General features: G+C 42.1%; 18 protein-coding genes and 1 tRNA gene (1 of these 19 cut by a window edge). 11 read left to right on the top strand and 8 right to left on the bottom strand.

The features are described 5' to 3' along the window. The 4 genes from CWC29_RS22615 to CWC29_RS22600 form a co-directional block, all read left to right on the top strand. On the top strand, positions 1–722 hold the 3' portion of the coding sequence (locus CWC29_RS22615; RefSeq protein WP_128726161.1) for an alanine/glycine:cation symporter family protein. The gene continues 697 nt to the left of window position 1, outside the view; only the last 722 of its 1,419 coding nucleotides appear in the window; the start codon falls outside the window, past its left edge; its stop codon occupies positions 720–722. A 164-nt stretch (positions 723–886) separates the two neighbouring features. Continuing rightward, positions 887–963, top strand: a tRNA-Pro gene (locus tag CWC29_RS22610). A gap of 380 nt (positions 964–1,343) precedes the next feature. Further along, positions 1,344–2,258, top strand: coding sequence for a zinc dependent phospholipase C family protein (locus CWC29_RS22605; protein WP_138523569.1), 915 nt, complete (start codon positions 1,344–1,346; stop codon positions 2,256–2,258). A gap of 1 nt (position 2,259) precedes the next feature. Next, positions 2,260–2,664 carry a hypothetical protein gene (locus CWC29_RS22600; protein ID WP_128726163.1) on the top strand — a complete coding sequence of 135 codons (405 nt, stop codon included), beginning with the start codon at positions 2,260–2,262 and terminating at the stop codon, positions 2,662–2,664. Between the two features lie 81 nt (positions 2,665–2,745). Here CWC29_RS22600 and CWC29_RS22595 read toward each other — a convergent pair whose 3' ends face one another. Next, positions 2,746–4,374 carry a cyanophycinase gene (locus tag CWC29_RS22595; RefSeq protein ID WP_138523567.1) on the bottom strand — a complete coding sequence of 543 codons (1,629 nt, stop codon included), beginning with the start codon at positions 4,372–4,374 and terminating at the stop codon, positions 2,746–2,748. 536 nt (positions 4,375–4,910) lie between these two features. Here CWC29_RS22595 and CWC29_RS22590 point away from each other — a divergent pair. From CWC29_RS22590 to CWC29_RS22575, 4 genes are all read left to right on the top strand, one after another. After that, entirely contained in the window at positions 4,911–7,835 is a 2,925-nt protein-coding gene (locus CWC29_RS22590; RefSeq protein ID WP_138523565.1) for a TonB-dependent receptor domain-containing protein, read from the top strand. A 36-nt stretch (positions 7,836–7,871) separates the two neighbouring features. Beyond that, a complete protein-coding gene (gene yfcC / locus CWC29_RS22585; RefSeq protein ID WP_138523563.1) occupies positions 7,872–9,275 on the top strand; it encodes a putative basic amino acid antiporter YfcC in 1,404 nt (467 codons plus the stop codon). Positions 9,276–9,279: 4 nt separating this feature from the next. Continuing rightward, positions 9,280–10,446 carry a beta-aspartyl-peptidase gene (iadA, locus tag CWC29_RS22580; RefSeq protein ID WP_138523561.1) on the top strand — a complete coding sequence of 389 codons (1,167 nt, stop codon included), beginning with the start codon at positions 9,280–9,282 and terminating at the stop codon, positions 10,444–10,446. A gap of 291 nt (positions 10,447–10,737) precedes the next feature. Further along, positions 10,738–12,282 (top strand): methyl-accepting chemotaxis protein, encoded by a 1,545-nt coding sequence (locus CWC29_RS22575; protein ID WP_128726168.1) that lies wholly within the window; start codon positions 10,738–10,740, stop codon positions 12,280–12,282. Between the two features lie 114 nt (positions 12,283–12,396). Here the strand turns inward: CWC29_RS22575 and CWC29_RS22570 are convergent, their stop codons facing one another. Next, on the bottom strand, positions 12,397–12,789 hold the full coding sequence (locus CWC29_RS22570) for a tellurite resistance TerB family protein (RefSeq protein WP_128726169.1): 393 nt from the start codon (positions 12,787–12,789) through the stop codon (positions 12,397–12,399). A 408-nt stretch (positions 12,790–13,197) separates the two neighbouring features. Here CWC29_RS22570 and CWC29_RS22565 point away from each other — a divergent pair, with 408 nt between their 5' ends. Together CWC29_RS22565 and CWC29_RS22560 are read left to right on the top strand one after the other, a co-directional pair. Beyond that, positions 13,198–13,605 carry a hypothetical protein gene (locus tag CWC29_RS22565; RefSeq protein WP_128726170.1) on the top strand — a complete coding sequence of 136 codons (408 nt, stop codon included), beginning with the start codon at positions 13,198–13,200 and terminating at the stop codon, positions 13,603–13,605. 91 nt (positions 13,606–13,696) lie between these two features. Beyond that, a complete protein-coding gene (locus CWC29_RS22560; RefSeq protein ID WP_128726171.1) occupies positions 13,697–14,614 on the top strand; it encodes a M14 family metallopeptidase in 918 nt (305 codons plus the stop codon). 148 nt (positions 14,615–14,762) lie between these two features. On the opposite strand, the gene CWC29_RS22555 is transcribed toward CWC29_RS22560, so the two are convergent. Further along, complete coding sequence (locus CWC29_RS22555; RefSeq protein WP_128726172.1) at positions 14,763–15,350, bottom strand: CBS domain-containing protein; 588 nt, start codon at positions 15,348–15,350, stop codon at positions 14,763–14,765. Between the two features lie 587 nt (positions 15,351–15,937). Between CWC29_RS22555 and CWC29_RS22550 the strand changes: the two genes are divergently transcribed. After that, positions 15,938–16,894, top strand: coding sequence for an FHA domain-containing protein (locus CWC29_RS22550; protein ID WP_138523559.1), 957 nt, complete (start codon positions 15,938–15,940; stop codon positions 16,892–16,894). A 48-nt stretch (positions 16,895–16,942) separates the two neighbouring features. On the opposite strand, the gene CWC29_RS22545 is transcribed toward CWC29_RS22550, so the two are convergent. The 5 genes from CWC29_RS22545 to CWC29_RS22525 form a co-directional block, all read right to left on the bottom strand. Continuing rightward, positions 16,943–17,455: an Mpo1 family 2-hydroxy fatty acid dioxygenase gene (locus CWC29_RS22545; RefSeq protein ID WP_138523557.1), complete on the bottom strand. Its 513-nt coding sequence runs from the start codon at positions 17,453–17,455 to the stop codon at positions 16,943–16,945. An 82-nt stretch (positions 17,456–17,537) separates the two neighbouring features. Next, positions 17,538–17,906, bottom strand: coding sequence for a DUF1294 domain-containing protein (locus CWC29_RS22540; RefSeq protein ID WP_138523555.1), 369 nt, complete (start codon positions 17,904–17,906; stop codon positions 17,538–17,540). A gap of 1 nt (position 17,907) precedes the next feature. Further along, entirely contained in the window at positions 17,908–20,061 is a 2,154-nt protein-coding gene (locus tag CWC29_RS22535; protein WP_138523554.1) for an exonuclease domain-containing protein, read from the bottom strand. Positions 20,062–20,138: 77 nt separating this feature from the next. After that, positions 20,139–23,450 (bottom strand): PAS domain-containing hybrid sensor histidine kinase/response regulator, encoded by a 3,312-nt coding sequence (locus CWC29_RS22530; protein WP_138523552.1) that lies wholly within the window; start codon positions 23,448–23,450, stop codon positions 20,139–20,141. Then, on the bottom strand, positions 23,447–24,676 hold the full coding sequence (locus tag CWC29_RS22525) for an ABC transporter substrate-binding protein (RefSeq protein WP_138523550.1): 1,230 nt from the start codon (positions 24,674–24,676) through the stop codon (positions 23,447–23,449). Before CWC29_RS22525 ends, CWC29_RS22530 begins: the two co-directional genes overlap by 4 nt. Positions 24,677–24,747 lie beyond the last annotated feature (71 nt).

Raw genomic sequence — 24,747 nt, 5'->3', positions numbered from 1 at the left:
TATTCATGTTAATAGTAAAAAGTGCAATGGGTATTGAACAAGCAGGTGCTGGTGCTATTGGCTACGCCGTAATGCAAGCGATGCTTCAAGGGATCAAGCGCGGCTTATTTTCAAATGAAGCCGGTATGGGTAGCGCTGCAAACGCCGCAGCAAGTGCAACACCAAACCCGAACCATCCTGCATCGCAGGGTTATGTGCAAATGCTAGGTGTATTTGTAGACACTATAGTGATCTGTACAGCGACAGCTTCGCTTATCCTTTTATCTGGTCAGCTTGAGCCAAATTCAGGCTTGACTGGCATTGAGTTAACACAATCTGCGTTGGTTCACCATGTAGGTGAATGGGGTGCAACTTTCGTTGCAGTCGCTATTTTATTTTTTGCTTTTACCTCTATTGTTGCCAACTATAGTTACGCAGAAACCAATCTTCTGTTTTTAGATCATCATTCAAAGAAAGGCATGATGGTATTCAGAGCTTGTGTATTAGGTATGGTAATGTTTGGTGCGGTAAGTGAACTTGGACTAGTTTGGACTCTCGCCGACATTTCAATGGGGCTAATGGCTGTAGTTAACGTGGTTGCACTCTTCATGCTTCGTAAAGTCGTGATGTGGCTTGCTACGGATTATAAAAAGCAGCTTAAAGCTGGCGTAACCCCAGAGTTTGATCCGAGTACCAACCCAGAAGTAGAAAAAACACTACCAAAGGGCATTTGGACTAAATAGACCAATACAGCGCACTAATGCTGATATTTAGTGCGCTTTTTCTTTATAAAACTCACCCGTATATGAAGAAGACCACAAAAACTTCCCCTTGAGTTCATTTAATGTCCAAACAAACCAACCACTTATTGCCTTTCAAAAAAAAATCCGTATAGTAAAGCACAAGTCGGCATATAGCGCAGCTTGGTAGCGCACTGTCATGGGGTGTCAGGGGTCGCAGGTTCAAATCCTGCTATGCCGACCAGCTTTTCCTTACCCTGTTCAATAAATCCTTTAAGTTACCTTTCTGACTTTCATATTTAGCTTACATCTTATTAGTATTTCACCTCAAACAATCCGCGCTGTTGATATTGATTGGATACGGATTGGAGGATATATAGAAAGCGCTGCTTTTCAAAAGTTTGTCATTAAGTCAATCGTCTTCTCAATATACATTAGCACCGTATATCTATTATATATGTCGTAGCCTCTCGTTTTGCTCGCTACCAAACTCCTACATAGTAATTTTTAGCACTTAAGGCAAAGTTAAAATTAAAGCAATTATCGAATTATATTGGCCATTGATTTCCAAGTTCGCTTTCTTAAACTAATATTAAGAGCACTGTTCAGAACAAGGAGTCACTTATGCCAGGTGCATTCGCCCATATCACAGCAGCTAATTTAGCAACTGAAAACAACGCTTTGATGGCGATGGATATACCTACTAAAGCTAAGCTTATTCTTAGCACTAAACAAAAGTACGTAGAACTTGGGTGTGTTTCACCAGATTACCCTTATTTGGCTGTTGGCCAATTGGAGCAGAATAAGTGGGCTGACTTGATGCATTACGAGCGTACGGGAGAGATAATTAAAGCGGCTATAGCATATTGCCAAACACTGGATGGGGAAGCGCAAGAAAAATGCTTTGCTTGGCTTTGCGGTTATATGTCTCACGTTGCAGCTGACATTACTATCCACCCCGTTGTGGAATTAAAAGTTGGCCCCTATGAGCAAAACCAAACAGCCCATCGCGATTGTGAAATGCATCAAGACTCGTTTATCTGGGAGCGGCTAAATTTAGGTGAAATTGGCCATGCCGATAGAGTTAAACTCAACATCGGATCATGTACTAATGCCGACGGCACTTTTGATCGCGATATTCAAAGTATTTGGCAGCATATATTAGCACTCGTCCACACTGACTATTCAAATGATGTAGCACCAGACTTTGAAGCTTGGCATGATGGCTTTCAGTTAGTTGTCGATAGCGTCGAGGAAGGTTATCGACTTTTCCCTATCGCGCGACATGTAGCCGCAGGTAGAGGTCTTTTTTATCCACGCAAAGATGAAATAAATCAAGACTACATCGAACACCTAACTACCCCCGATACGCCAATGCATTACAATGAAATTTTCGGTAAAGCGGTTGATAATATTAGGTACTATATAACCATTATCGCTAACGCTGTGTTTGAGAGAAAAGCATACGGCGAAATCCGAAACTGGAACTTAGATACCGGTAAAGATGAGTCAGGTCATTTAACCGCATGGGAGCGATAACATGAAATATATAGCACTTGCCGCCGTTATTGTTTTGTCACTGGGATGCACCAAAACAGCATACAGCAATAACCCTGAAGATATGGCTGATCTTGCTTCTCAGCTCAAAGATATTGCTGCCGCTGTGGATGGTACTTTAAAGTTCAGCACCAAGAAATTTGACGACCCACAAGCGCTACTAATGGCAGCGATTAATAACGATGCCAGCAAAATTGCATCGTTTGAGGGTTATCAACTCAAGGTAGAAACGCAGGCAAACCACGCAGTCCTGTTGTTATGCAAAGATGAGGTGATACTGATTGAAGATGCCGGCTGCACCGCACAGTCTGACGTTCAACATTGGCAAGCGGAACAAAAGCAGGCATGCCAACTAACCATCAATACCACCGAGGTATGCAAGTCTTAACTTGGTTGTTGCTGAGCAGTAACCTGTAATTTAGCTGGTCACGCTCGGCACAGGGATCGTCTTAGGGTTCAGCACTGCGGCTCAGTCAAAAACCCAGTTTATTGCCATGTTTTTCACCAAGTACATACCACTTTCTTGTTTATCACAGCGGCTTTCGCTGGTTCGCGTTATATAAATTGTAGGCAAGTTTTGCTGAGATGCTTCCACTTTTTGGGTTTGATCTGCGCACATTTTCTGCACCACATCACGCAGTGCATTTTCCTCAAGCAGATGACTAATCAACAGCCGTTTATCTTTACCTTTTAGCGGTGGTTGGACGTTTTTTGCTACGTTATACAATGCTGACATAAGGTGTTTACTGCTCGCTGGATAAAATGAGTAATAAAAACGCTGTGGAGTGAGCGCTTCAACCACAACCACACCTTTTTTACCTATTACAGAAAAGCGTCCGGTGGTCTTTTCAAGCTTTAGTGCCGTAGTTTCATCGACACCAAAGCCAAACTTTTGACCACTTTGCTGAGCAAGCACCGCAAGCCTAAAGCTTCTGCCTCGCTCGCTGAAGTGTGTATCTAAAATGCCATATGAAAAGGTCCCTAACCCACCCGCTGGATCATAAGTTAATGAGTCAGAAATTAACTTGCCACACCCTCCATGTATATCACAGTTTTGCGCAGGTGCAGCAGCATTTAGCGCCCCATTTTGCAACGCCTCAATGCTGCTACCATTGGTGATCATAGGCACATTGCCAAAGTTATTCTTTCCACCTGACTGCACCGCAGTGCCTGCGCTAGTTCCAATCACGATCGGAACTTGTTTTAATGCCACAGTCCAAGGATAGGGAGTTTGCGTATCACTGGAGTATATGACTTGTTTGGTCAGCGACTGATCACCGCCATTGAACATGATAGCATCGGCGCTCTTTATTTGTCGTGTTATTTGTTCTACACCACGCTGACACAATTTATACTCACTCAGTGTCCTATCTGGGTAAACGGCTTCTCGATTATAAACGCCATTAAGCGTATTTCGGTAAAAATCTAGATTTTTACAAGCGTTGTTGTTGATTGCAGCGGCTAGTGCAGGAGTTAATGGTAACCATTGTGCGTCGATATCGTAGTCTTGAAACAACCCTTGGTAAAAGTCTGCAGACTCGTAAGGGTCTCGAGATGACGCAGTCACAAGTAATAACTTTTTATGCTTGGTTTTAGTAATACTCGCGACGATATCTTCTAGAATTTCAGTGCTTGCGACTTCACTATTCCCTTCGGTATTGACCAACTCAGGGATCCGCTTTTGCCGATACAACAAAGGCAGCTCGAGCATATCAAAGAAAAAGTAAAACTCTTTATTGCTCCACTCTCGGTATAGTTCATCATCCAACTGTTTAACCCATTGGGTAAGATCAGTTTTAGACAGCGCCTTATTTAGCGGTAAATTTTCCAGCAGTTTTAAGGTGCGCTTAAGGTGCTTTTTATTTGCGGTAGGCCAACTACCGGCAAATCTTTTTGTTGCCATTTCATCAACAGAAAATAATAAATGTGTTTTCGCAGCAGCAGAAAACTCGACATTTTCTTCACAATTATTTGTCGCCATACTAGAGCAAGTTTTAAGTGCACCACCTATTAAATAAAGTGTTTGTGCAGAAGGGGTTAAGCTGAAAAAAAGCGTGCACACCGTGATAACTGAGCGGGTAAAAAACGCAACATTCATGATAAATTCCAAACAATTTTGTTAAAAACGACTTGTCAGCACAAAAACGCTTGTGCTATAAATTTTAATGAACATTGCAAAGAGCAAGCTAGCACAAGCCAGTTTGCATTGTCAAAAAACACGAGATGAAACTATGTTGAAGAAAGCGTTCAAATTTGTTTGCTACTTCTACTCACCTCACTACCTTTCAGAGTGGTTCGACGAGTAGACACACGGTGTAATACCGTGGTGTTGTCTATTGAATGCAACCCCACCTATTAATTTCTTATAAAAATTAAACGGCTGTGTATAGGCGCTTTATCGCGATTTTTCGCAGTGGCGTGATCCTTATTCGTGCAGCTGGTGCTGTAGGCGCTTTGCTATCACTTTAGCAAACATCCAAGTACCAGTGAGTCGATTAATCATCACAAAAAATAATACCAAATGTATTAAGTAAATAATCAAATTGATTAAAGAGTTAATTCAATTGGTATAAATACAGAAATAACGCCACTTGCCTTTACTAAGCCCCTCATCAACAGAAAGTAGGTGAAGTAATGTACAACAGACTATTCATAGCAATTTCTGCAGCCTTGGCTGCTTCTAGTTTAACAACTCAGGCAGAAGAACAAGATAATCAAAACACAACCTCGGTTGAGCGGATTGAAGTTACGGGCTCGCGGATCAAAGGAGTTGATCTTGAAGGGACACAGCCTATCACCATTCTGAGCGCAGAAGATATTGACCGCACTGGCGCATCGTCCATTTACGAACTGCTGCAAGATATTCCGCAATTAAAAGGAGGTTCAGGCACCTTCTCTACCAGCGAAAGCGGCAGCACATCGACCTCAACTCCGGCAGGTCAAGCCGCTGCAAGCCTAAGAGGGATGGGCCCTTCAGCCACACTAACCTTAATCAACGGTCGCCGTGTCGCCCCTAGTTCTTTTGCAGCTGGCACTCAGAACTTTGTTGATGTAAACGCCATTCCACTTGCTGCAATTGAACGTGTTGAGATTTTAGCCACTGGTGCCTCTGCAATTTACGGCGCCGATGCTGTGGCAGGCGTGATTAACTACATTCTCAAAGACAATTACGATGGTGCTGAGCTAGAAGTTAGCTATGGAAATAGCCTCGAAAGCTCCGATGAAGGGAAAATACAAGTTAACCTCATTTGGGGAACTGAGATTGGCGATGGTAACCTGATGCTATTTGCTGACTTTTATGACCGCAACCAATTCGACGCAACAGACAGGGATTATCTTGCAACACCAAGCCTCATAAATGGTTACTCTTACCTGCCCAAACTCGAGAATACACCAAATCTTTATTATTACAGCAGTCGTGATGGCAACGAGCTCCCAGCTCCCGGTTGTATGAGTGAGCTGGTAACCACTGAGTATGGTGAACAGATCTGCGCTTATTATGGTAATCAAGACGATGTGTTAAGAACACCATTTGAAAGCATGTCGGGTGGTGCAATGTTTAATCAACAGATTGGTGATTTAACATGGAAAACCGAGTTCTTCATCAGTAAAACCAAGTCCACCGCATACTCAACACCTGCCGCAATCAATCAGCTAGATGATGGCGAAGGCCCTTGGGTGAAAGAGGATGCCCTATTCATTTTTGACGACCAAAATGGTAATAACCCATTGCTAGAGTCACTCTATATCGACCCATTCGATACCTTACTTGGACAAGAGCAATGGGGTTTTCAGTTTGATGCCCGCTTTAATACGCCACGTACCATTGAGGTCGAAAGCCAGAATATGCGCTTGGTCTCAAGTTTAGAGGGCCAATTAGGCCAGTGGGATTGGATATCGGGGCTCATGTTTTCTGAGTCAACATCTGATCAGCTAGCCACCGAAGGCGTTTACAATCGCTATAAATTCCACGCGGCTTTGGCCGGCGAACTCTGTAACGATGGTAATATTGCAGATATCAGCAATGGCCAGTTAAGCTGTGGAAATGCTAGCCTACTGGACTTTTATAACCCATTTCTAGTAGGTAATAGTGCTAACGATGCTACCTTAGCCCTGACTCAAGCACGTCCAACAAGGGAAGGAAGCAGTCAGATTTATAGCTGGGACTTTACTATCTCAGGTGAATTATTTACTTGGCAAGATATCTCGGTACAGTCCTCCTTTGGTGTTGAGGCACGAAATGAAGAGCTCTCAGATACGCCGTCTCGCGATGCCGTTGCGGATGCCACCAATGATTACCTAGTCGATGTATTTGGTTATGGCTCAAGCATTGCAAATGCGCAGCGAACACAACTAGGTGCATTTGCCGAACTATATATTCCCCTTACCGACACCGTAGAGATGCAACTGGCAGGCCGTTATGACCACTTTGATGACTTTGGCTCAACTTTTAATCCCAAAATTGGTATTAGTTATCGTCCAAACGATGCATTAATGCTCCGTGCCGGCTGGTCAACTTCATTCAGGGCCCCATCTTTAACGCAAGCGGGAGTAAAACTAAGAACTACCACCTCGACTTTTGATTGTGGCGCTAATCAAGCCGTTGCCAATCTCTACTGTGAAGGTGATGGTACACAAGTCACCGTAAATTCTCTGGAGCTAGGTAATAGCCAGCTTAATGCCGAAGAGTCCGAGTCACTATCTTTGGGGGTTGCTTGGAGTCCAACTCGTGATACCACAGTTACCATCGACTATTGGCAGTTTGAATACACTGATGTCATCGATACTAACATGACTGCTGTACTCAACCGAGCTATCAGCAATGCTTCTTTACGCCACTGTGGACTTGTTCCTGAAGGCCAAATGGGAGTTTCATACGATGAGGATGTGTGTAGCGTTACCGACACCCAAGGTTTAAGCATCACGCAAAGTGGCGCAAATTTAGATGAAATTTTAACTGCTTATATCAATGAATTTGATCCACGCTCACAAAGCTTGCAACTGTATCGAGACCACGTTATTCAGCTAGAGAACACAGGAAGCCAAGACATTGCGGGTCTAGACATTAAATTTGACCATAGATTTAGACTCGAAAACGCAGATTTAATAGTCAAACTAGATGCCACTCATTACCTTGAATATGAGCGCAATAAACCCGGCTCAGATGAAGCTGAAGAACTCGTAGGCACATTCAGATATCCTGAAAATATTGGCAGAGTTTCATTAACTTATAACGCCGATGATTTTTATATCTCGCTAGGAGCAAACTATACTGACAGCTACGCTGATGATATTGAAGGGCTACGAGGAAGAGAAATCGAAGAACTTGCTGAGCTTGGCAAACTGGATAGTGAATCACAACGAGACGTTGACAGCTGGACAGTGGTAGATGTCAGCGCTGGTTATCAATTATCTGGCGGTCTAAGGGTGAGACTCAGCATTGATAACCTTTTCGATAAGAAACCACCTACAGTATATGGCTCTTCTCGAGGCTTCGATTCAATTAATCACAATGCGCTAGGGACTAACTATACGCTTGGATTAACTTACCAGTTCTAATGGAGAAATGGGGGCAACCCCATTTTCGTTATATTTATGCGAAAAACGATAAAAATGCCCGACGCATTTGTTATTTTGCTGGTGATTGCAGGACTCTGTTATGGGGTGTCCCACTTCATTTTGCCTGGCGCTTTTGAGCTTAAAGGCACACAAGAAGCGGTTGCGCTCTCGCAGTTTTTTCAAGCGCAAGCGCCCGCTCCTATACCTTTGTTTGCCACCCAAGGCGAAGCAGGTTTATTTAATGTGCTTTTTGAAGGGCTAGTGAGTGGTGATAGAAATGGCGCAGCGATTGGTGTGATTGCGTTCATCTTAATCACTGGCGGTGCGTTTGGTGTACTGATGCAAACTAAAGCCATCGACAATGGCATCATGGCATTGATCAACTCTACTCAACGTATAGATTGGTTATTTATCCCCTGCCTATTTATCACTTTTGCCTTGGGAGGAGCCATTTTTGGTATGGGGGAAGAGGCCATCGCGTTTTGTATTGTGCTCTATCCTATCATGCAACGCCTTGGTTATAACGCTCAGGTCACAGTTCTGGTCACTTATGTCGCAACACAAATTGGCTTTGCCACCTCCGCAATGAACCCATTTAGCATTGCCATCGCGCAAAGTATTGCACAATTACCGGTATTCTCTGGCGCCGAATTTAGGGTAGCACTTACAGCCTTATTTACGCTGGTTGGGTTGGTTTTTACCGTGCGCTACGCCGCAAAAATCAGAACAAACCATGATGCCGTTGCCGTAAGTACCGCTCCAGATAAATTAGCGCTGGTAGATAAAGCCTTATTACTAGCATTCTTACTGGTGATTGTTTGGGTGATCTATGGCGTCACGGCAAAAGGCTATTATATTCCTGAGCTAGCGACACAGTTTTTTATCCTCGGACTGGTTATTGCCGCCATCGCCAAACTTGGAGGGCGTCAATCCATCGGCCAATCCGTAGACGCATTTAAAACTGGAAGCGCAGAGCTGTTACCTGCAGCGCTGTTGGTGGGATTGGCAAAAGGGCTGGTATTATTGTTAGGTGGTACCGATCTACAAACTCCATCCACTTTAAATACCTTACTCTATTACGCTGCAACCCTAATAACCCAAGTACCCGATGCACTTGCCGCTTGGCTTATGTACGTATTTCAATCCTTATTTAACTTCTTTGTGTCATCAGGTTCCGGACAAGCTGCAATCACAATGCCCATCATGGCACCGCTTTCAGATTTAATTGGCGTGTCGCGACAAACCGCGGTACTGGCTTTTCAACTGGGAGACGGACTCACTAATATTATTATTCCCACATCAGCAAGTTTGATCGGCTGCTTAGGCGTGGTCAAGCTTTCTTGGAATGATTGGGTACAGTTTATCTGGCGCTTTATGTTACTTCTTTTCACCTTAGCAAGTGTGGTTACCCTATTTGCTCAGCTAACAAATTATCAATAAATTTATGCTAACACTTATTAAAAATGTTGAGCTTTTTACTCCAAAAAAGCTTGGAAAACGCGATGTGCTTTTTGCTGGAGGAAAAATTCTAGCAATCGAAGAAAAGATTGAATTAAACAGCAGTATAGAATTCTCTTTGATTGATGGCTCGTCATTTCTTTTAACTCCAGGGTTTGTTGATGCCTTAGTGCATTTTAGTGGCGGCGGCGGCGAGGCAGGTTTTGCAAGCCGTACTCCGCAAATGAACCTTACTGATGCCACCAAACACGGGATCACCACAGTAATAGGCGCACTTGGCACCGACGATGTAAGCAGAACCCATACTGACTTAGTTGCAAAAGCCAAAGGGCTTAAACAAGAAGGATTAAACGCATTTTGTCATACAGGCTCTTATCACTTACCTATCAAGACCTTGGGCCATAGTATTCGTCACGATATTATGTATATCGACGAAATAATCGGTGTCGGCGAAGTGGCTATTGCCGACCACCGTGGCACGCAGCCGTCAGCCAAGGCGCTAGCAAGCGTTGCCGCAGAAGCGAGAACTGCGGGGCTACTGAGTGGGAAGCGAGGCACAGTTTCCATTCACGTGGGTACGGGTGTTGAGCATTTACAGCTACTGCACGAGGTGGCTCAGTCGACCGAAATACCACTCAATCAATTTTACCCCACGCATATGAACCGCAATGCTGAGCTGCTAACTGCAGGCATCGCATTTTGCAAAGCCGGTGGAACGATTGACTTTACTACAAGCACGACTGAGTATGATCTTGCTAATGGCGAGCTTGCCGCCGCTGAGGCACTAGCATACTGTTTAGACAAAGGCGTTAATCCGCAACAACTCACTATGAGCTCAGACGGACATGCCAGTCTACCTATATATAATGTGCAAAATGAGTTAGTTGGGTTTGAAGTCGGCTCGGAGTCGTCACTGCTTAGTTCATTTCAACAAGCGGTGCAACAGTTTGGTGTACCTATTGAGCTCGCGTTGCAATCCATCACTGCCAATCCTGCGCACATCTTGGGTTTGGACAAAGGTAAGCTTTGCGTCGGAGGCGATGCCGACCTTGTACTACTTGATGCCGCAACACTCACGCCACATAGCGTCTGGTGTAACGGTAAAAAGATGATAGAAGCGCATCAGCCACTGGTAACTGGTTTCTTCTCATAAAGTATAAGGCGGCTTGCTGCCGCCTTATACTTGGTTTATCACCTTGCCTGCAAAAAGTAATCTGAGATCGGAACAGCAACTTGTACTGGCATTAATTACATTCAATAACATGAATATATTTTCAGTTTGTTGATTTAACACAATGAAGCTGAAGTCGGTGTTACGAAATTATAGAGTCGTGATCTTGGTCATTAAATGCGGTGTTAATATCCCGATTTTGTAAAAAATGCTTCTGAGTATAAAGTCTTAGATTTATATTTCTCCAGTCGTCAGCTACCGAGATAAATAACAATGCCAAACACAACAGGTAGGGAAATAAAGTTAAAAAAGCACAGTGTGCTGCTTTCAACCACGGATCTGGACAGTCGTATCACCTATGCTAATGAATCATTTTGCGACATTGCAGGATATAGTATGGATGAAATGTTGGGACAACCTCATAACTTGGTACGTAATCCAGATATGCCAAAGGCAGCATTCAAAAATATGTGGTCAACCATTCAACGTGGTCAGTCTTGGATGGGGCCAGTAAAAAATTCAGCTAAGAATGGCGATTACTACTGGGTTAATGCATTTGTGACACCCATCAAAGATCCTCAAGGTAAAGTCTCGGAATATCAGTCCGTTAGAACTTGCCCCTCTGCCGAGATAATCAAACGTGCAGAGAAAACCTATGCGACGCTTGACTCAGAAGCACCTATCCGTCGCTATAATAGTCATTCGCTCGCACTTGCTTTAATGTTATTGGCGACTGTATCTGTTGCAATTTTGCCTCTGTTTGATAGTTTTTGGATAATCCTCATCCCTCTAGCTTTGCTGCTTAGCGCCACAGGGCTAATGCTGCAATTTAACAAAAAATATACGCATTTATTAAACCAAGCAAAAACCATTTTTGATAACGATATCATGTCGATAATTTACGGTGGATCTCGCGATAGAATTACCGATATCAGCTTGGCATTTGAAATGCAAAAAGCCAAAATTGCGGCCGTTATTGGGCGAGTGAATGACGTTTCCTTACAAGTCAGCGAAAATGCAAAAATCACCACCCAAAGCGGTCGATCTGTCTCTGAATTACTTAAACAGCAAACCAGCGAAGCAAAAGAAATGGTTGTATACATGGAAGAGTTTTCACAAACCATTGATGAGCTGTCAGAAAATGTCAATCATGCCGCAGATACTGCCAATCACTCAGAGCAACAAACAGGGCTGGGGAAATCAGCAGTTAAAGATGTAATCGACTCTATTCATTATCTTGACGAGCACCTGATGGAGGTCAACAATGCCGTTAATCGCCTAGTCTCTGGCAATGACAAAATTCAAAATATGCTGAGTGTAATTAACTCCATTGCCGATCAAACCAACTTACTGGCACTGAACGCAGCGATTGAAGCAGCTCGTGCGGGCGATCATGGCCGCGGTTTCTCTGTGGTCGCAGATGAAGTCCGTACTTTAGCGCAACGAACGCAATCTTCAACAGAGGAAATCACCACGCTATTAAAAGAGCTCAACGACATATCTAGCTCAGCGGTCGAATCCGTCCAAAAGAGTAATAACCTGTCCAATCAGAGTGTTGACCTTGCAAAGAATAACGGTACTAGCTTAGATACCATTCAAAGCCATGTTATGCATTTGGCCGATCTAAACCGCAGCGTTGCCGCAGCGATTGAACAACAAAGCGGTGTGGTAAAGCAGATAAGCCTCAATGTGGAGAGCGTAACAAAGCTGGCAGAAAAAGGTACTGAACACGGCGAGCAATCGTTTGCTCTAAGTCAAGAGTTGCTTCATCAGATAGAGCAACAAACGCGTCTAATTCAGCAGTTTACTCATGCATAAACGAGATGATCACGCTAAGGCTAGAGCCGCAAAGCAAGCTGACGTAAATCAGAATTAAGCGCATTGTGGTGCTTATTTAGCATAAACCCACAATGCCTTAGTTGGTGATACGCATTACAGCTCAGCCTCTAATATAGCCAAAGCTTCCTTCTCGGCTTGCTTTACGTTGCCATCAGCTTCAATAACACGTACCGCTAGATCTTTCGCAAGTTTACGCATAGGCTCATCAACAATGTTATTCATACGGTGCTGCACATAAGCTTCAATATCATTATTTTTTATCGCAACAACCGACTTAGACAGGCTATCTTCGATATAATCGTCTAATGCAATTGCAGAGTTCCACTGTAAGCTCTTTGCCCACTTTCTAACCACATGTTTTTCACTTTCACTGATAACGCCATCAACACCAATGAACAATAACGCGACATCTATTAAGGCCTCTTTTTGCATCTGATCAACACAAATGCCCGTGTCAAAGTGGTTTAGTAGCTGCTCAAATTTCATAATTCTTCCTTAACCCTTTCCTGCAAATTAAGATTACAATATTTCAAGACGAAACATAAAACGCTAATATTTAAACATATGCTAACTTTTTCCGTTTGTCATATTAAAAAAGTGCAAGTTCAGTTACGCAACGGCTAGCAGACTGTATAAGACTGAAAATAAGCAAGCTTCACTTTCCACAATTAAAAAGTTTCCTTACATTTTCAAAGTTACTTTCGATATCGCCAAAGTAGATTATATCCAAAGGCCACCGGCTCTAATAAGTACGACTAAAGAAGCACCTTTAAAACAAAATATCAGTTATAAAGTTTGATTTGATAAGAAAAGATCATGACCTCCACAATTGATTCATTTTGTTGAAATAATTTGCACACTCTCAAAATCAATCGAAGAAAAATAGGAACAACAATGAAAGAGTTAAAACTAGGAATGAACTTATCATTTTTCATTTCCCTTTCTATTATTGCGCTGAGCTTGCTTATCCTAGATACCTTAATAGTGTCTGAAAAAATTAGCCTGATTTCTTTTGCCCAATTAACGCTTTCAGCTGCAATCATGTTTTACATTATTATGGGGGTATGGGCTATATTCAGTGGTCAAAGTCGAGTAATCATTTGCAATCAAGGCGTGGTTTATCACAGCCTGTTAGGTCAAAAGCACTATATTCCATCAGAAGAAGTGGAAAAGATCTCTGTGGAACGACTACTTTGGTTTAGTTATACAAAACTTTATTTGGCAACCGGAGTACTTAGGATTTGGTCTTTCAAGCCCAATCTTGCGCAGCAGCAGAGCCTTAAACTTTTAGGATATGTTTAATTCTATACATATCCGTGTGCAGTAGGTCTCATAAAGTTGCTTTTAAAAAGGGGCGTTGAGTAAGATAACCTAAATTTATAAAGAGGTTATTATGCAAAGACAATATGCAATAGGTACGCCGGGCGTACCTTGGACTTCCCAAGAAAAGACATTGTGGTTAGAAAATCAAACAATCAAACGCTCATACTCTGAAGAAGTCGTAACTCAAATAAAAGCGCTTAAGCAAGGCTTTGACGTAACCGAGTATGGTCAGCTTGACTACCCCAACCAAACTTATTCTTTATACGCACTAACGACAAAAAACTGGCAACAAAACAAACCAATCATATTAGTTACCGGAGGCGTGCATGGCTATGAAACAAGCGGTGTGCATGGTGCTCTTGCTTTTGCAAAATCAGAAGCACAACAATATGAACGGGCTTATAACTTCATTATCTTGCCTTGCTTGAGCCCTTGGGGTTATGAAACGATAAACCGCTGGAATCCAGAAGCAGTAGACCCTAACCGCTCTTTTTACGCAGATAGTCCTGCACCAGAATCTCGATTGGCAATGAACTTTGTCGACAAAAAAGCTGCGAAAACGCTATGCCATATTGATTTACACGAAACCACTGACTCTGACAATTCTGAATTCCGTCCAGCATTGGCAGCCAGAGATGGTAAAGAAAATCACAATTGGAATATACCTGATGGTTTCTATCTAGTAGGGCATACGCAGAAACCTGAAGCTGAATTTCAAAAACGTATTATCGAAGAAGTGGCTGAGGTAACCCAAATTGCAGATGCTGATGAAAATGGGCAATTAATCGGTGTTGATATAGAGCAGCACGGTGTAATTAATTACGATGGCACTGCGCTAGGTTTATGTATGGGTATGACCAATGCCGCTTTTGTAACAACAACAGAAGTTTACCCTGATGGTCAAAATGCAACTCCAGAAAACTGTATTGCGGGACAAGTAGCAGCTATTAGAGGAGCACTTAAGTACCTGCAAAAAGAAGGTCTTTGATGCTTGAGTAGATATGGTTTCGTAAACCATATCTACTGCAATAAATTACAAAACAGGTTTACGTTCTCTGACTGTTTATCAAACTTAGGCTGACGCTGAACGCCCTCTCAAATACTACTATGAGTAACATAGCTGGTCATCATAACACCTAATTCGCTAAATCTTCCTTGCCACTGACGACCCCAAAAATTTCTTTAAATGAAGTTGGCTTTTGCAAGATACTAACTGGAATATGCAATGCTCTTGCGATGTCACTCGCTGAGATCATCCCTCTCAATCCTTCAGAGTCAACCAATAAAACGTGCTGCAACCCTAAAGCCCGTAATGTTTCTAGCACATCTCCTATCGTACTTTTAGCAACTATTTCATATGGAACGGCATAAAGCTCCTCTTTACTCACCATTACATCTTCAACACATACATCCTCTCTCGACACCTGCTTCCGTTGTGCAACACTTAACGCTTTTCTACCGGTAAGATCGCGGCAGCTAACTACACCTAAAAAATTATCATCTTCGTCAACAACGAGTTTTGAGCGCACATGGCCATTTTTCATCATATATAAAGCATGATCAATATCGACATCCTTTGCTATCACCTGAGGCTGTCTGCGGGTAAAATCAGTTACCACCTTAATCGCACTGCTATCCATATTTAAAGGCTCAGAGTCGAAGTGATCACAGAGCTGAAATTTCCCTTCCAACTGAACGGTTTTTAATGCTCGATACTTGCCCATTGTGCACTCCTGCTTCTAAAGCCCTTAAACAGTATGGTTTTCATGTTGTTATAATCAATTCATAACAAAAGATAAGAAGAGCAACCAGTGTAAAGGCTGTAAACGTTTCATTAAGCTAACTGGAAAAGTAAGAGAGATTGCTAAAACGCAAAAATATGAGTTCTAGTTTCTTTTCTCTCTGATTAAAATATGGTTTACCCCGCGAATATATTCAAGTCTCACTCCCCAAAACTCCTGTAACCTCAGTGTAATGCCGTGTAATAGCTAAATTTATATAAACAACTTAGACTAAACATGTTTGCTAGGATTTATCACCCTAATATCAAACAATTGGTTTTAGCTTTGGGATTCTGCGTCAAACTAAAAAAACTGTAATTCCAAATTAAACCAAACCAGTGCCTTGGTACTGGTGAATTCTTCCCTCAACGAGACCCACATCGTGGGTCTTTATCGTTGAGCCGAAGGAAATAAAATTGTATGCTTCACCGCACTTATACATTGATATAGATGAAATTTACGCCTTGCTGAGTTGTGATATCTATTTTGTATAAGCATGTAATTTTCATCAAAGTTATACGGAACTAACTATGGCTTATTTAATCGACGAACAGAAACTCGAACGAGTTTATCTTAAAAGCTATCATACGGTAGGTCGCTACAAATATAGCGTAGACACCTTGATAGACAAGCCAGGAGTTTCAAGACATCACGCCATTATCGAACTCAATGAAAACAAATGGTTTATCCGAGATGTGAGCACAAATGGCATCTGGATAAACGACAAAAAGCTCGATAAGAATTTGCCTTATCAGCTATTCGAAAACGATAAGATTGATTTTGCAGCACCCGGGCAAAACTCGTTTGTGGCGGCGAATTTACAAACCGAGTGTCAATATTTAGTTTCTCAGTCAAACAGGCAAAAAGTAATTGAAGTAACCAACCAATTGCTTTTACCTAATGAAGACGATCCTAAACACATCATTTACTACGATAAGTTACTTAACTATTGGTTTTTAGAAGATCTTAATACGTCAGATCGTCAAGCCTTAATTGACGGTAGTATTATATCTTTGATGAATGACCAATGGATGTTTTTTTCTGCCACAACCATTGCTGTAACTAAGCACCTTGAATGCCAAAAAGCTGCCAAGCCAATAGCACTAGAGTTCAACGTAAGCCAAGACGAAGAAGATACTCAACTAACGTTAAGCGTGGACGATAAACACCTAGATTTAGGCGTCAGAAGTCATCACTACTTACTGTTACTGCTTGCAAGAACTCGGATCCAAGATAAAGATGCAGGCCTTGAATCGGATGTTCAAGGTTGGGTTTATCGCGATGACTTAGCAAAAGCACTCGGCGTACAAACAAACCATATGAATATTATGGTTCACCGCGCACGCAAGCAATTTGTTGATTCCGGTGGCGAAGATTACCCAGAAGCAACCTTTTTATTAGAAACTCGCTGTGGCCGAGTAAGATTAAACTGCCAAGATATCACCATAATAAAAGGCTCTAAATTAGAAACTCGCATGACAACTTAGACAGTCTTCATAGTTGGGCAGAAATAGCATTTCAGCCCAACTATTTGCCTATGCTTTATACTCTCCAGCATTATTCACTATTTTGTTTTCGAGCTCTTTGAATAGCCCAAATACAAATAAAAGCTCTACAAGCACAAACAATGGTCCAATTGCTAAACCAATCAAATCATCGACGAACGCAGGTTTTTTCCCCTCGAAATAATGCCCTATAAACTGTAACACCCAGCCCACAAAGAAAACACCAGCCCAAAACAGTACGGTCATTATCCCAGCATTAGCGATAAGTGGATTTAACGTTTGAACAAGGAAATAAAAAGCCAGTATGACTGCGCTCATCATGAGTCCGAAAGTGGGGGATAACATCAGGTAGTAGCAACATAAAACTGACCCTATCAGCGCGGCAAGCGTGATGGTAGCTCCTGACACATCGAATAGTGGGATAAAAGTCATGCCGACAACAGCAATCACAATTAACGGGATCCCAAAAAAGTGAGTCAGAATGTTCTTTTTGCTGCGATGATACATGGCATACTGACTTAATAGCGTCTCTAGTTTGTTCATTATTGTTCTCTCACTGATACCAATTATCCTATTGATAATTAGTCAACAAAGAAAATTTATCAATAAAAAATTCTATTAGGGCCTATATAAATAACCAAATAAACAGCATGCCGAACACGATGCTCTGCATCATGAGCACCATCAAAAGCTTAAAATTAAAGCTAGGCTTGATGGTTTTATGCCTGAGTGTATACATCGCCACTGGTGTGATAATATTGAGCCCGAGTAACCCAAAAAGTAGCAAATTACGCTCAGGAATGCGCGATTGAGCAAGTGTTGAAGCTCGCTTATCCCACCAAAAAAGTGCAAATATAAATAAGTTGATAACCAACAACACCACTGCAGAAATAAACGCTTGCCAAGGTAGCTTAGATACACAAAGTGCCCCTAGCCACACGCCAGTCCCCCAAAATAGGCCCATCTGCTGATGCATTAAACGAACGGCTGACATGCTAATTTTCCTGTCTTATTTTATTTATTTGAATGAAAATTTCAGCGGTAGCATAAGCATCATCCATCGCTCGGTGATGATTAACCAAAGGTACATTCATCGCTTGGCAAAATGCTCCGAGCGCATAGGAGCGCAGACCTGGTACAAACTTTCGGCCTAACTGCACAGTACATAACTTTGCACGAGTAAACTCTTGATCAACACGAGCAAACTCCTGCCGAATAAAGCCATAATCAAAATTCACATTATGCGCGACAAAAATAGCACCTTGGCTAAATTGCTCAACTTGCTCTACGATTTCGCAAAACCTCGGAGCATCACTCACCATTGCCTGAGTGATCCCTGTCAACTCAGTGATTTTTTGTGGGATACGGCGCATCGGATTAATAAGCGATTGCCATTTAGCAACGACCTCACCGTTGACGACTTTTACCATGGCGATCTCGGTAATGCGATCAAACTCCTTACTTCCCCCAGTGGTTTCAATATCGACAACGACATAGGGTTGCTCTTTGGAAATGTGCCATTCAACGGTTTGCAGTCGCGCGGGAATATTGCATTGCAAGAGTTTAGAAATGTTAACCAGCTGACTTCTGCTAAGACTATCGCCAGGCGCCTTGATTTCTTCAAACCTTAAGCCCGCTTTTTCATCGACTATCATCAGATCGGGAAAACCGGATTTCATCAGATGAAAGTCACTACACATTAGCCTTAAAACAGATTTAACATCCTCAATAGACACGTTAGACAACAATATTTTTATTGCGTCGAGCATCCTATCGTGCCAAATAAACAACCGATTGGGTTCTCCGTAATGTTCGCTCATCTGGCGTAGAAGCCAGTTCATCCAAGCAGAAGTATCTGTAAAACTCGCTAAGCGGCACTCAATCTCTTTCTCAAACTCGCTGTAAAAGCGATTTTCTTTTAACGCCAGCGGAGTTTTAGAAAACCCATTCGCAACGATACTTCTCGGGTGATAAAACAGTTCCTGCCAAAAGGTCAATCCAAATAAGGCCAGCCAAATTTTATTTTCAACATGGTAAGCTTTGATACCATGACGTTTGTAATAAGCAATAACACCGGCTTCGGTTTGCCCTTTAAAGGCCTCATCAATTTGGATTGCAGGTTGACTTTTTCTCAGCATATCCGTAAGTACAGAGGTACGTTTTTGGTTAAATTTACGCTGGTAAAAGTCTTCCGCGAAGATCATCAGTGTTTCATCGTTTTCGCCCTGTAATATGCGCTCTAATTGCTCACGCACCAACTCAACTTCACCTTGTTTATAATGATGTCGTATCAACATCTCACGGGCTTGTGGATGTTCACTCATACGCAATAAGGCACTATAGTGGTTTGAGTCAGGCCCCAACTTTCTGGCAAGCGTTAACAGGTACTTTGCATTCGCAGTCACTGAATATTGCCCATCGACTTTAGGCAATTGTTGCGCTATGGCTTCGCTAGCACGCTGTACTAACTCATCTTCATGGGTGTTTTTGAGCGCACTGAGTGCATTTGCATAATAAAATGCGCTCACTGCTTCTGATCTTTGTTCAAAATGTGCATGATACGCGGCGTTAGCGCTCCGGGTTTCCATTACACCAAGATCCCGCATCGAAAATTGCGCCAAGCTAAGGCCTACCTTACCGAAGTACAAAAATAGAAAGTAGTCAATATCAGCTTGAAATGAGAGCGTGAGATACTTGGATAGATATTCTTGTACATTCACATGTTCAACACAGATAGAATGATGCAAATGCTCTACCCAGAGCAATTTTTTTGCCGATTTACTTGGCGTCTTAGTTACGTTTTCTCGCTCAGCGAGTTCAATTAAACATGGTTTAGTTAAGCAATGTAGTAATATTTGAAAGTCGTCTTGTTGTACTTGGCGAAGGAACCCTTTTGCTTTTAGTGAAAGCGCGACTTCACAAATATTATTGATCTCTTCGTAGCGCAGTGAATTGATATCCAGAAAAGGAGTTTTGCGGGAAATAAACCGCACTAACAAACACAATTCATCTTCAGGCAAGCGGTGTAGCTCAGCCAGCAGCTCACGCTGAGCACGACTTAATAGCGGTTGACATACTTTAAGTAAATAATCGCTAAGCTCACTAAAGTGGCTTAAGTAATATTTGGCGGGTAACTCTTTTCTCAACACAAACCAAGACAACTGTTTTTATATACAGTAAAGACTACCATAGATAGAAAGTATTGCCAATTTGCTTCAGTTACCCATTAAGTCGTTTTTTCTGTACCGTCTGTAGATGCATATTCGCTTTTGTATAGCCAGTATTGTAGTTTCTCACTTAATGCCGCTTCCGAAATAGGTTTTGCAAGATAATCGTTCATACCTACATTTAAGCATCTTTCCCTATCACCAGACATTGCGTTGGCAGTCATGGCCAAGATTTTTACTTCTTGATAGGTCTCCCCAATAGATCCATCTCGAATTATCTCTGTTGCTCGATAACCATCCATTTCCGGCATCTGACAATCCATTAAGATCAGTTCAAAACGGCACTCATCTTGATGAGATTTGAGCAGCTCGATAGCAACAAGTCCATTCTCAGCAACTTCAACGTCTGTGATCCCCAATTTTTTGAGCATACTTAATGCAACTATTTGGTTTACCTCATTATCTTCAACTAATAGAATGCGACAAGGCTTTGGCCAAGCACATTCGGTTTCATTCGCCTTTCTTACCAGCTTCAAATAGTGACTTGTAACCAATGGCTTCGCATTAGCCAACGCTCTGCCATCTTCAGCCAAAATGGTTAATGCATCAAAGAGGTCTTTGGTTGTCACGGGCTTTGGAAAATAACCCGAATAGCCACGTTCTGCGTAAAACTGGCCATCTCCCTTAGTCCCCATTTGCGTCATCATGATAAGCTTAATCGCTTTGAATCGTTTATCGTTTTTAAGCGCAGCACCAAGCTGCTCTCCCGACATACCTCTAAGAGTCATATCCAATAGGGCTATATCAAATACATTTTTGTCACGCTGGTATTCAGCTTCACACATTGATAATGCTTGTATGCCTGAGCTGGCTTTACGCACCTCCGCTCCCCAGTGCTTCAATTGAGATTCTAAGCTCGTCAAGGTCGCGAGATTATCGTCAACTAAGAGTATTTTGCTCCCTTTCAGATCAACTTTTGTCGCTTCGAATTGAGTATTGTCACCGTGAACTAAGGTAACAAAGAATTCAAATTGGCTACCGTGACCAAACCGACTACTCACGGTGATATCGCCGTCCATTAACTCACAGAGTTGCCTGACAATGGCAAGCCCCAAACCAGTACCACCATATTTCCTTGTGGTAGAAGCATCTACTTGAGAAAACTTAGCAAAAAGTCCATCCGCTTTGCTCTCAGGTATACCTATCCCAGTGTCTTCAACTGAGCAGTGAAACCTCAGCTTATCGTCTACCTCACTAAACCAAGCTCGAATGATAATTTCCCCTTGCTCGGTAAACTTGATTGCATTACTAATTAAGTTGGTAATGATTTGTCGAATGCGGCTCGGGTCCCCCTGCACCAATGGCTTTTCAAGTTGGGTAACATCAAGAATAAGTTCAAGTCCCTTCTTCTGCGCCTGCAAAGCAACGGATTCAATCAACTCGCCAAGCAAAGCCCTAACATCGAAATCTAATGACTCAAGCTCAAGTTTGCCTGCTTCAATTTTAGAAAAGTCTAATATATCGTTGATAAGATTTAACAACGACTTGGCACTTCCCATTGCTAGACTCACTTTATGTAATTGAGTTTGAGTCAAGTGTTCATCTTCAAGCAGACTTAACATGCCTATTACACCATTCATTGGCGTGCGGATCTCATGACTCATTGACGCTAAAAACTCACTTTTAGCTTGCGCCCCCAGCTCGGCTGCTTGCTTTGCTTGCTCTAACTCTTTTTTCGCCTCGACGGCAGCGGTAATATCCTGTTGGATGCCAACAAATGCTTTTATTTGGTTTTGTTCATTAAACACAGGGGAGATCTGTAAACTATTCCAAAATGCCTTCCCAGATTTGGTGTAGTTTATCAATTCGACTTTGACGAATGTTTGGGCTTTTATTGCAGCTCTGATTTTGTCTATAGCTTGCTGTTGGCTTTGCTCTCCTTGCAAAAAGCGGCAGTTCTTACCAAGTATTTCATCTCCATATTCGGTGATCTGTTTAAAAGCTTTATTGGCAAATACGATCGGTAATTCTGGGTTTGTTGCATCAACAATTGTAATGCCAACATTTGCACATTCTATTGCTTGAGCAAGTAGGTCATTTTGCTCCTTTGCCTTTTTCAGCGCTTCTTGATGAAGCTTTTGATCGGTTATATCTGAAAGCGATCCAACTATTCGCTTCGCTTTTCCATCTTTAAGTGCTGCCGCGCCTTTGAGCCAAAAGTAGCGATAGCTGTTTTGCCTCGTTTTTATTCGGCACTCGACACCAAAAGGCTCTTCTTCCGTCATATGGAATTTTATAGAGTTTTCTAAATTGGTGAGATCTGCTGGATGAACACGATCAAATAAACTAGAAATATGTGCAGAGAATAAGGCTTGTGTCTCTTGAGAAAAGCCGAGCAAAGATTTAAATCTATCTGAATAAAACACCGTATTCCGTTCAAGATCCCAATCCCAAAGGCCATCGTCACTGCCAAATATTGCGAGTTTAAATCGCTCTTCACTTCGCGTAAGTATTGCTCTGGACTCTTCTAGTTTCTTGAACGGGTTTAACAATAGTTGTTTACCAAACAGGTAAAGCAAGCCAAAGGACAGGAGCAACCCAAAGGTTATCGCGCCTATAAGGTCCAAGACAAATATTTGCACTTCGTCAGTAACCAAGCTTTTTCGTAAACGATAGTCTAATTGAAGCCCCGTTGTTCCAATAGCTAATGACTTGATACTAAAATAATCCTCAACACGTTCAACATCGGAAAATTCAAGCCATTGCCCTTTTAACGAGATGCTATGAAGTTGAGAATCTAAAGAAGTCGCCAGTAGGGTTTCAAGGCTGGTCGAAAACTCACCAACAAGCGCTCCTTCAGCAAAGCCGTTATAGTAAATAGGTACCGCTACCGTAAAAAAATGCTGGTTGGCAACTTTAGTTAAATCTATCGCATTACTAATTTCAGCATTAATCACCTTATCCAACCAAATAGGCTGTTGCCTTAATATTTCGTTAGAGTCAAAGTTTGCATACACGACTTCACCGAGAACGTTAATTACCATCAGTTTCTCTGCTTTGCCTATAATTTGAAAACTGCGCAGAAAATCTCGTAATTGTGTTGCAGAAAAGCCTGTTCCCATTGCACCATTTACAACAATAGGGTGCGAAGATAGATCAAATAGTATTTGTTTTCGGCTCTCCAAGTACTGTGTCAAATTGTTTACCGAGAGTTGAGCTTGGGTCTCATTCGTTTCTCTTACCAAATCTTCAACTATGACATTTGCTCTTAGTCCAACGAAGAGCGCACTGAGCAGAAGTGAAATGATAGCCGTTAATCCTAAAAAGGCGTAAAAGGCACGATTACTCGTCAAGGTGAGTTTATTTTTCAATTTGACCCCGAGTAACTATAAACCAGTTTAATACTGCCATTGGATTGATATTGTCCCATACACAGATCTTGCACTGTCAGTGCTTCATGAGCGGAATCATTTTCTTCACTCCACTCCCGAAATGGTCGTTGATAGGTTTTTATGAGGCCGCTGACCGGCGACTGCAAATCCTCCAATGCACTTTTAAACAAGGCTCTATTAGTAGCAACCGAATCTGTCAGCTTTATTTGCTTTGCCGCCGCAATAAGAAGCTTGGCAATATCATACCCATGGATAAATCCAGGTGCAGCTTGAACGAACCCATGCGTTGCAAACTGAGTTGGAAAAAGCCGTCTTGCCCTATTAAATACTCGTGCTGAAAACTCACCTAACGGTTTATTCTCGAAAGAAAAGCAGCTTTGTAGTACCGCCAATGAGACATCTGCAGATAGCTTATCCCCAATAACACCAAAAAAGTTACCCGCTGTCACTCCCCAATGACTTATAATCGGCAGGCGCTCCGCCTCATCAATACTCGCCATGGCTCTTACAAACTCAACTCCTTCAATCGCATTGCCAACAAAAATGATGCATTGTGGTTCACTTTCAATAATATTATGGATAATCATCCGCGCCTCATTTTTCTTAGTGGCCCAGTTAAACCAGGATACGGGTAAAGCATTGTTGGGCTTGGCTTTTTTATATTCTCCTAACAATGTGTCGTAATTAGAGCGTCCCCATGCAGTATCCTCAAGGAGTAAATGAGGCGCAACACAACCTTGTTGATTTGCATAATTGATGAGTACTTTACCCGCTTTGGTGTCATCTACCGAAAGCCTAAACACCCAATTGTCCTTACTCGGGTATCTTGTAATAGGTCCACCAGCGGCCCAAGGAACCAACAACAACGCTTTATTCTCGTTGATAAACTGACGAAATTTAATATAGGGGGGAGAATGCACGCCTCCAAGTACTAACAAAGCATTGGGATCTTTTAAAAATTGCTTAAAATGGAGCAAACTACGATTACTATTACCGCGATGATCTTTGCTCACTAATTCAATCTTAAAACCCTGTATTTGATTATCAACTTCATCGAATGCGGTCAAAAATCCCATTTTTATCGCTTCGGCTGACTCATTTAAATTAGAATAATCAGCGTCATGATAAATACGAAACACTTGCTTGGAGTTTGCTGCGAGACAAACCGAGCTAAACAGGTAGAAAAACAGTAATAATATTTTCATTGTATTACTAATCACTCAACACATAACTAAACTTTAGCTCAAATCATTGTGATTGCTTAATTTTATAGCGA

Origin of the sequence: Pseudoalteromonas galatheae (assembly GCF_005886105.2) — a bacterium.
GTDB lineage: Bacteria > Pseudomonadota > Gammaproteobacteria > Enterobacterales > Alteromonadaceae > Pseudoalteromonas > Pseudoalteromonas galatheae.
Note: the sequence above shows the minus strand (reverse complement) of the source record. Positions and strands in the feature narration are given on the sequence as shown.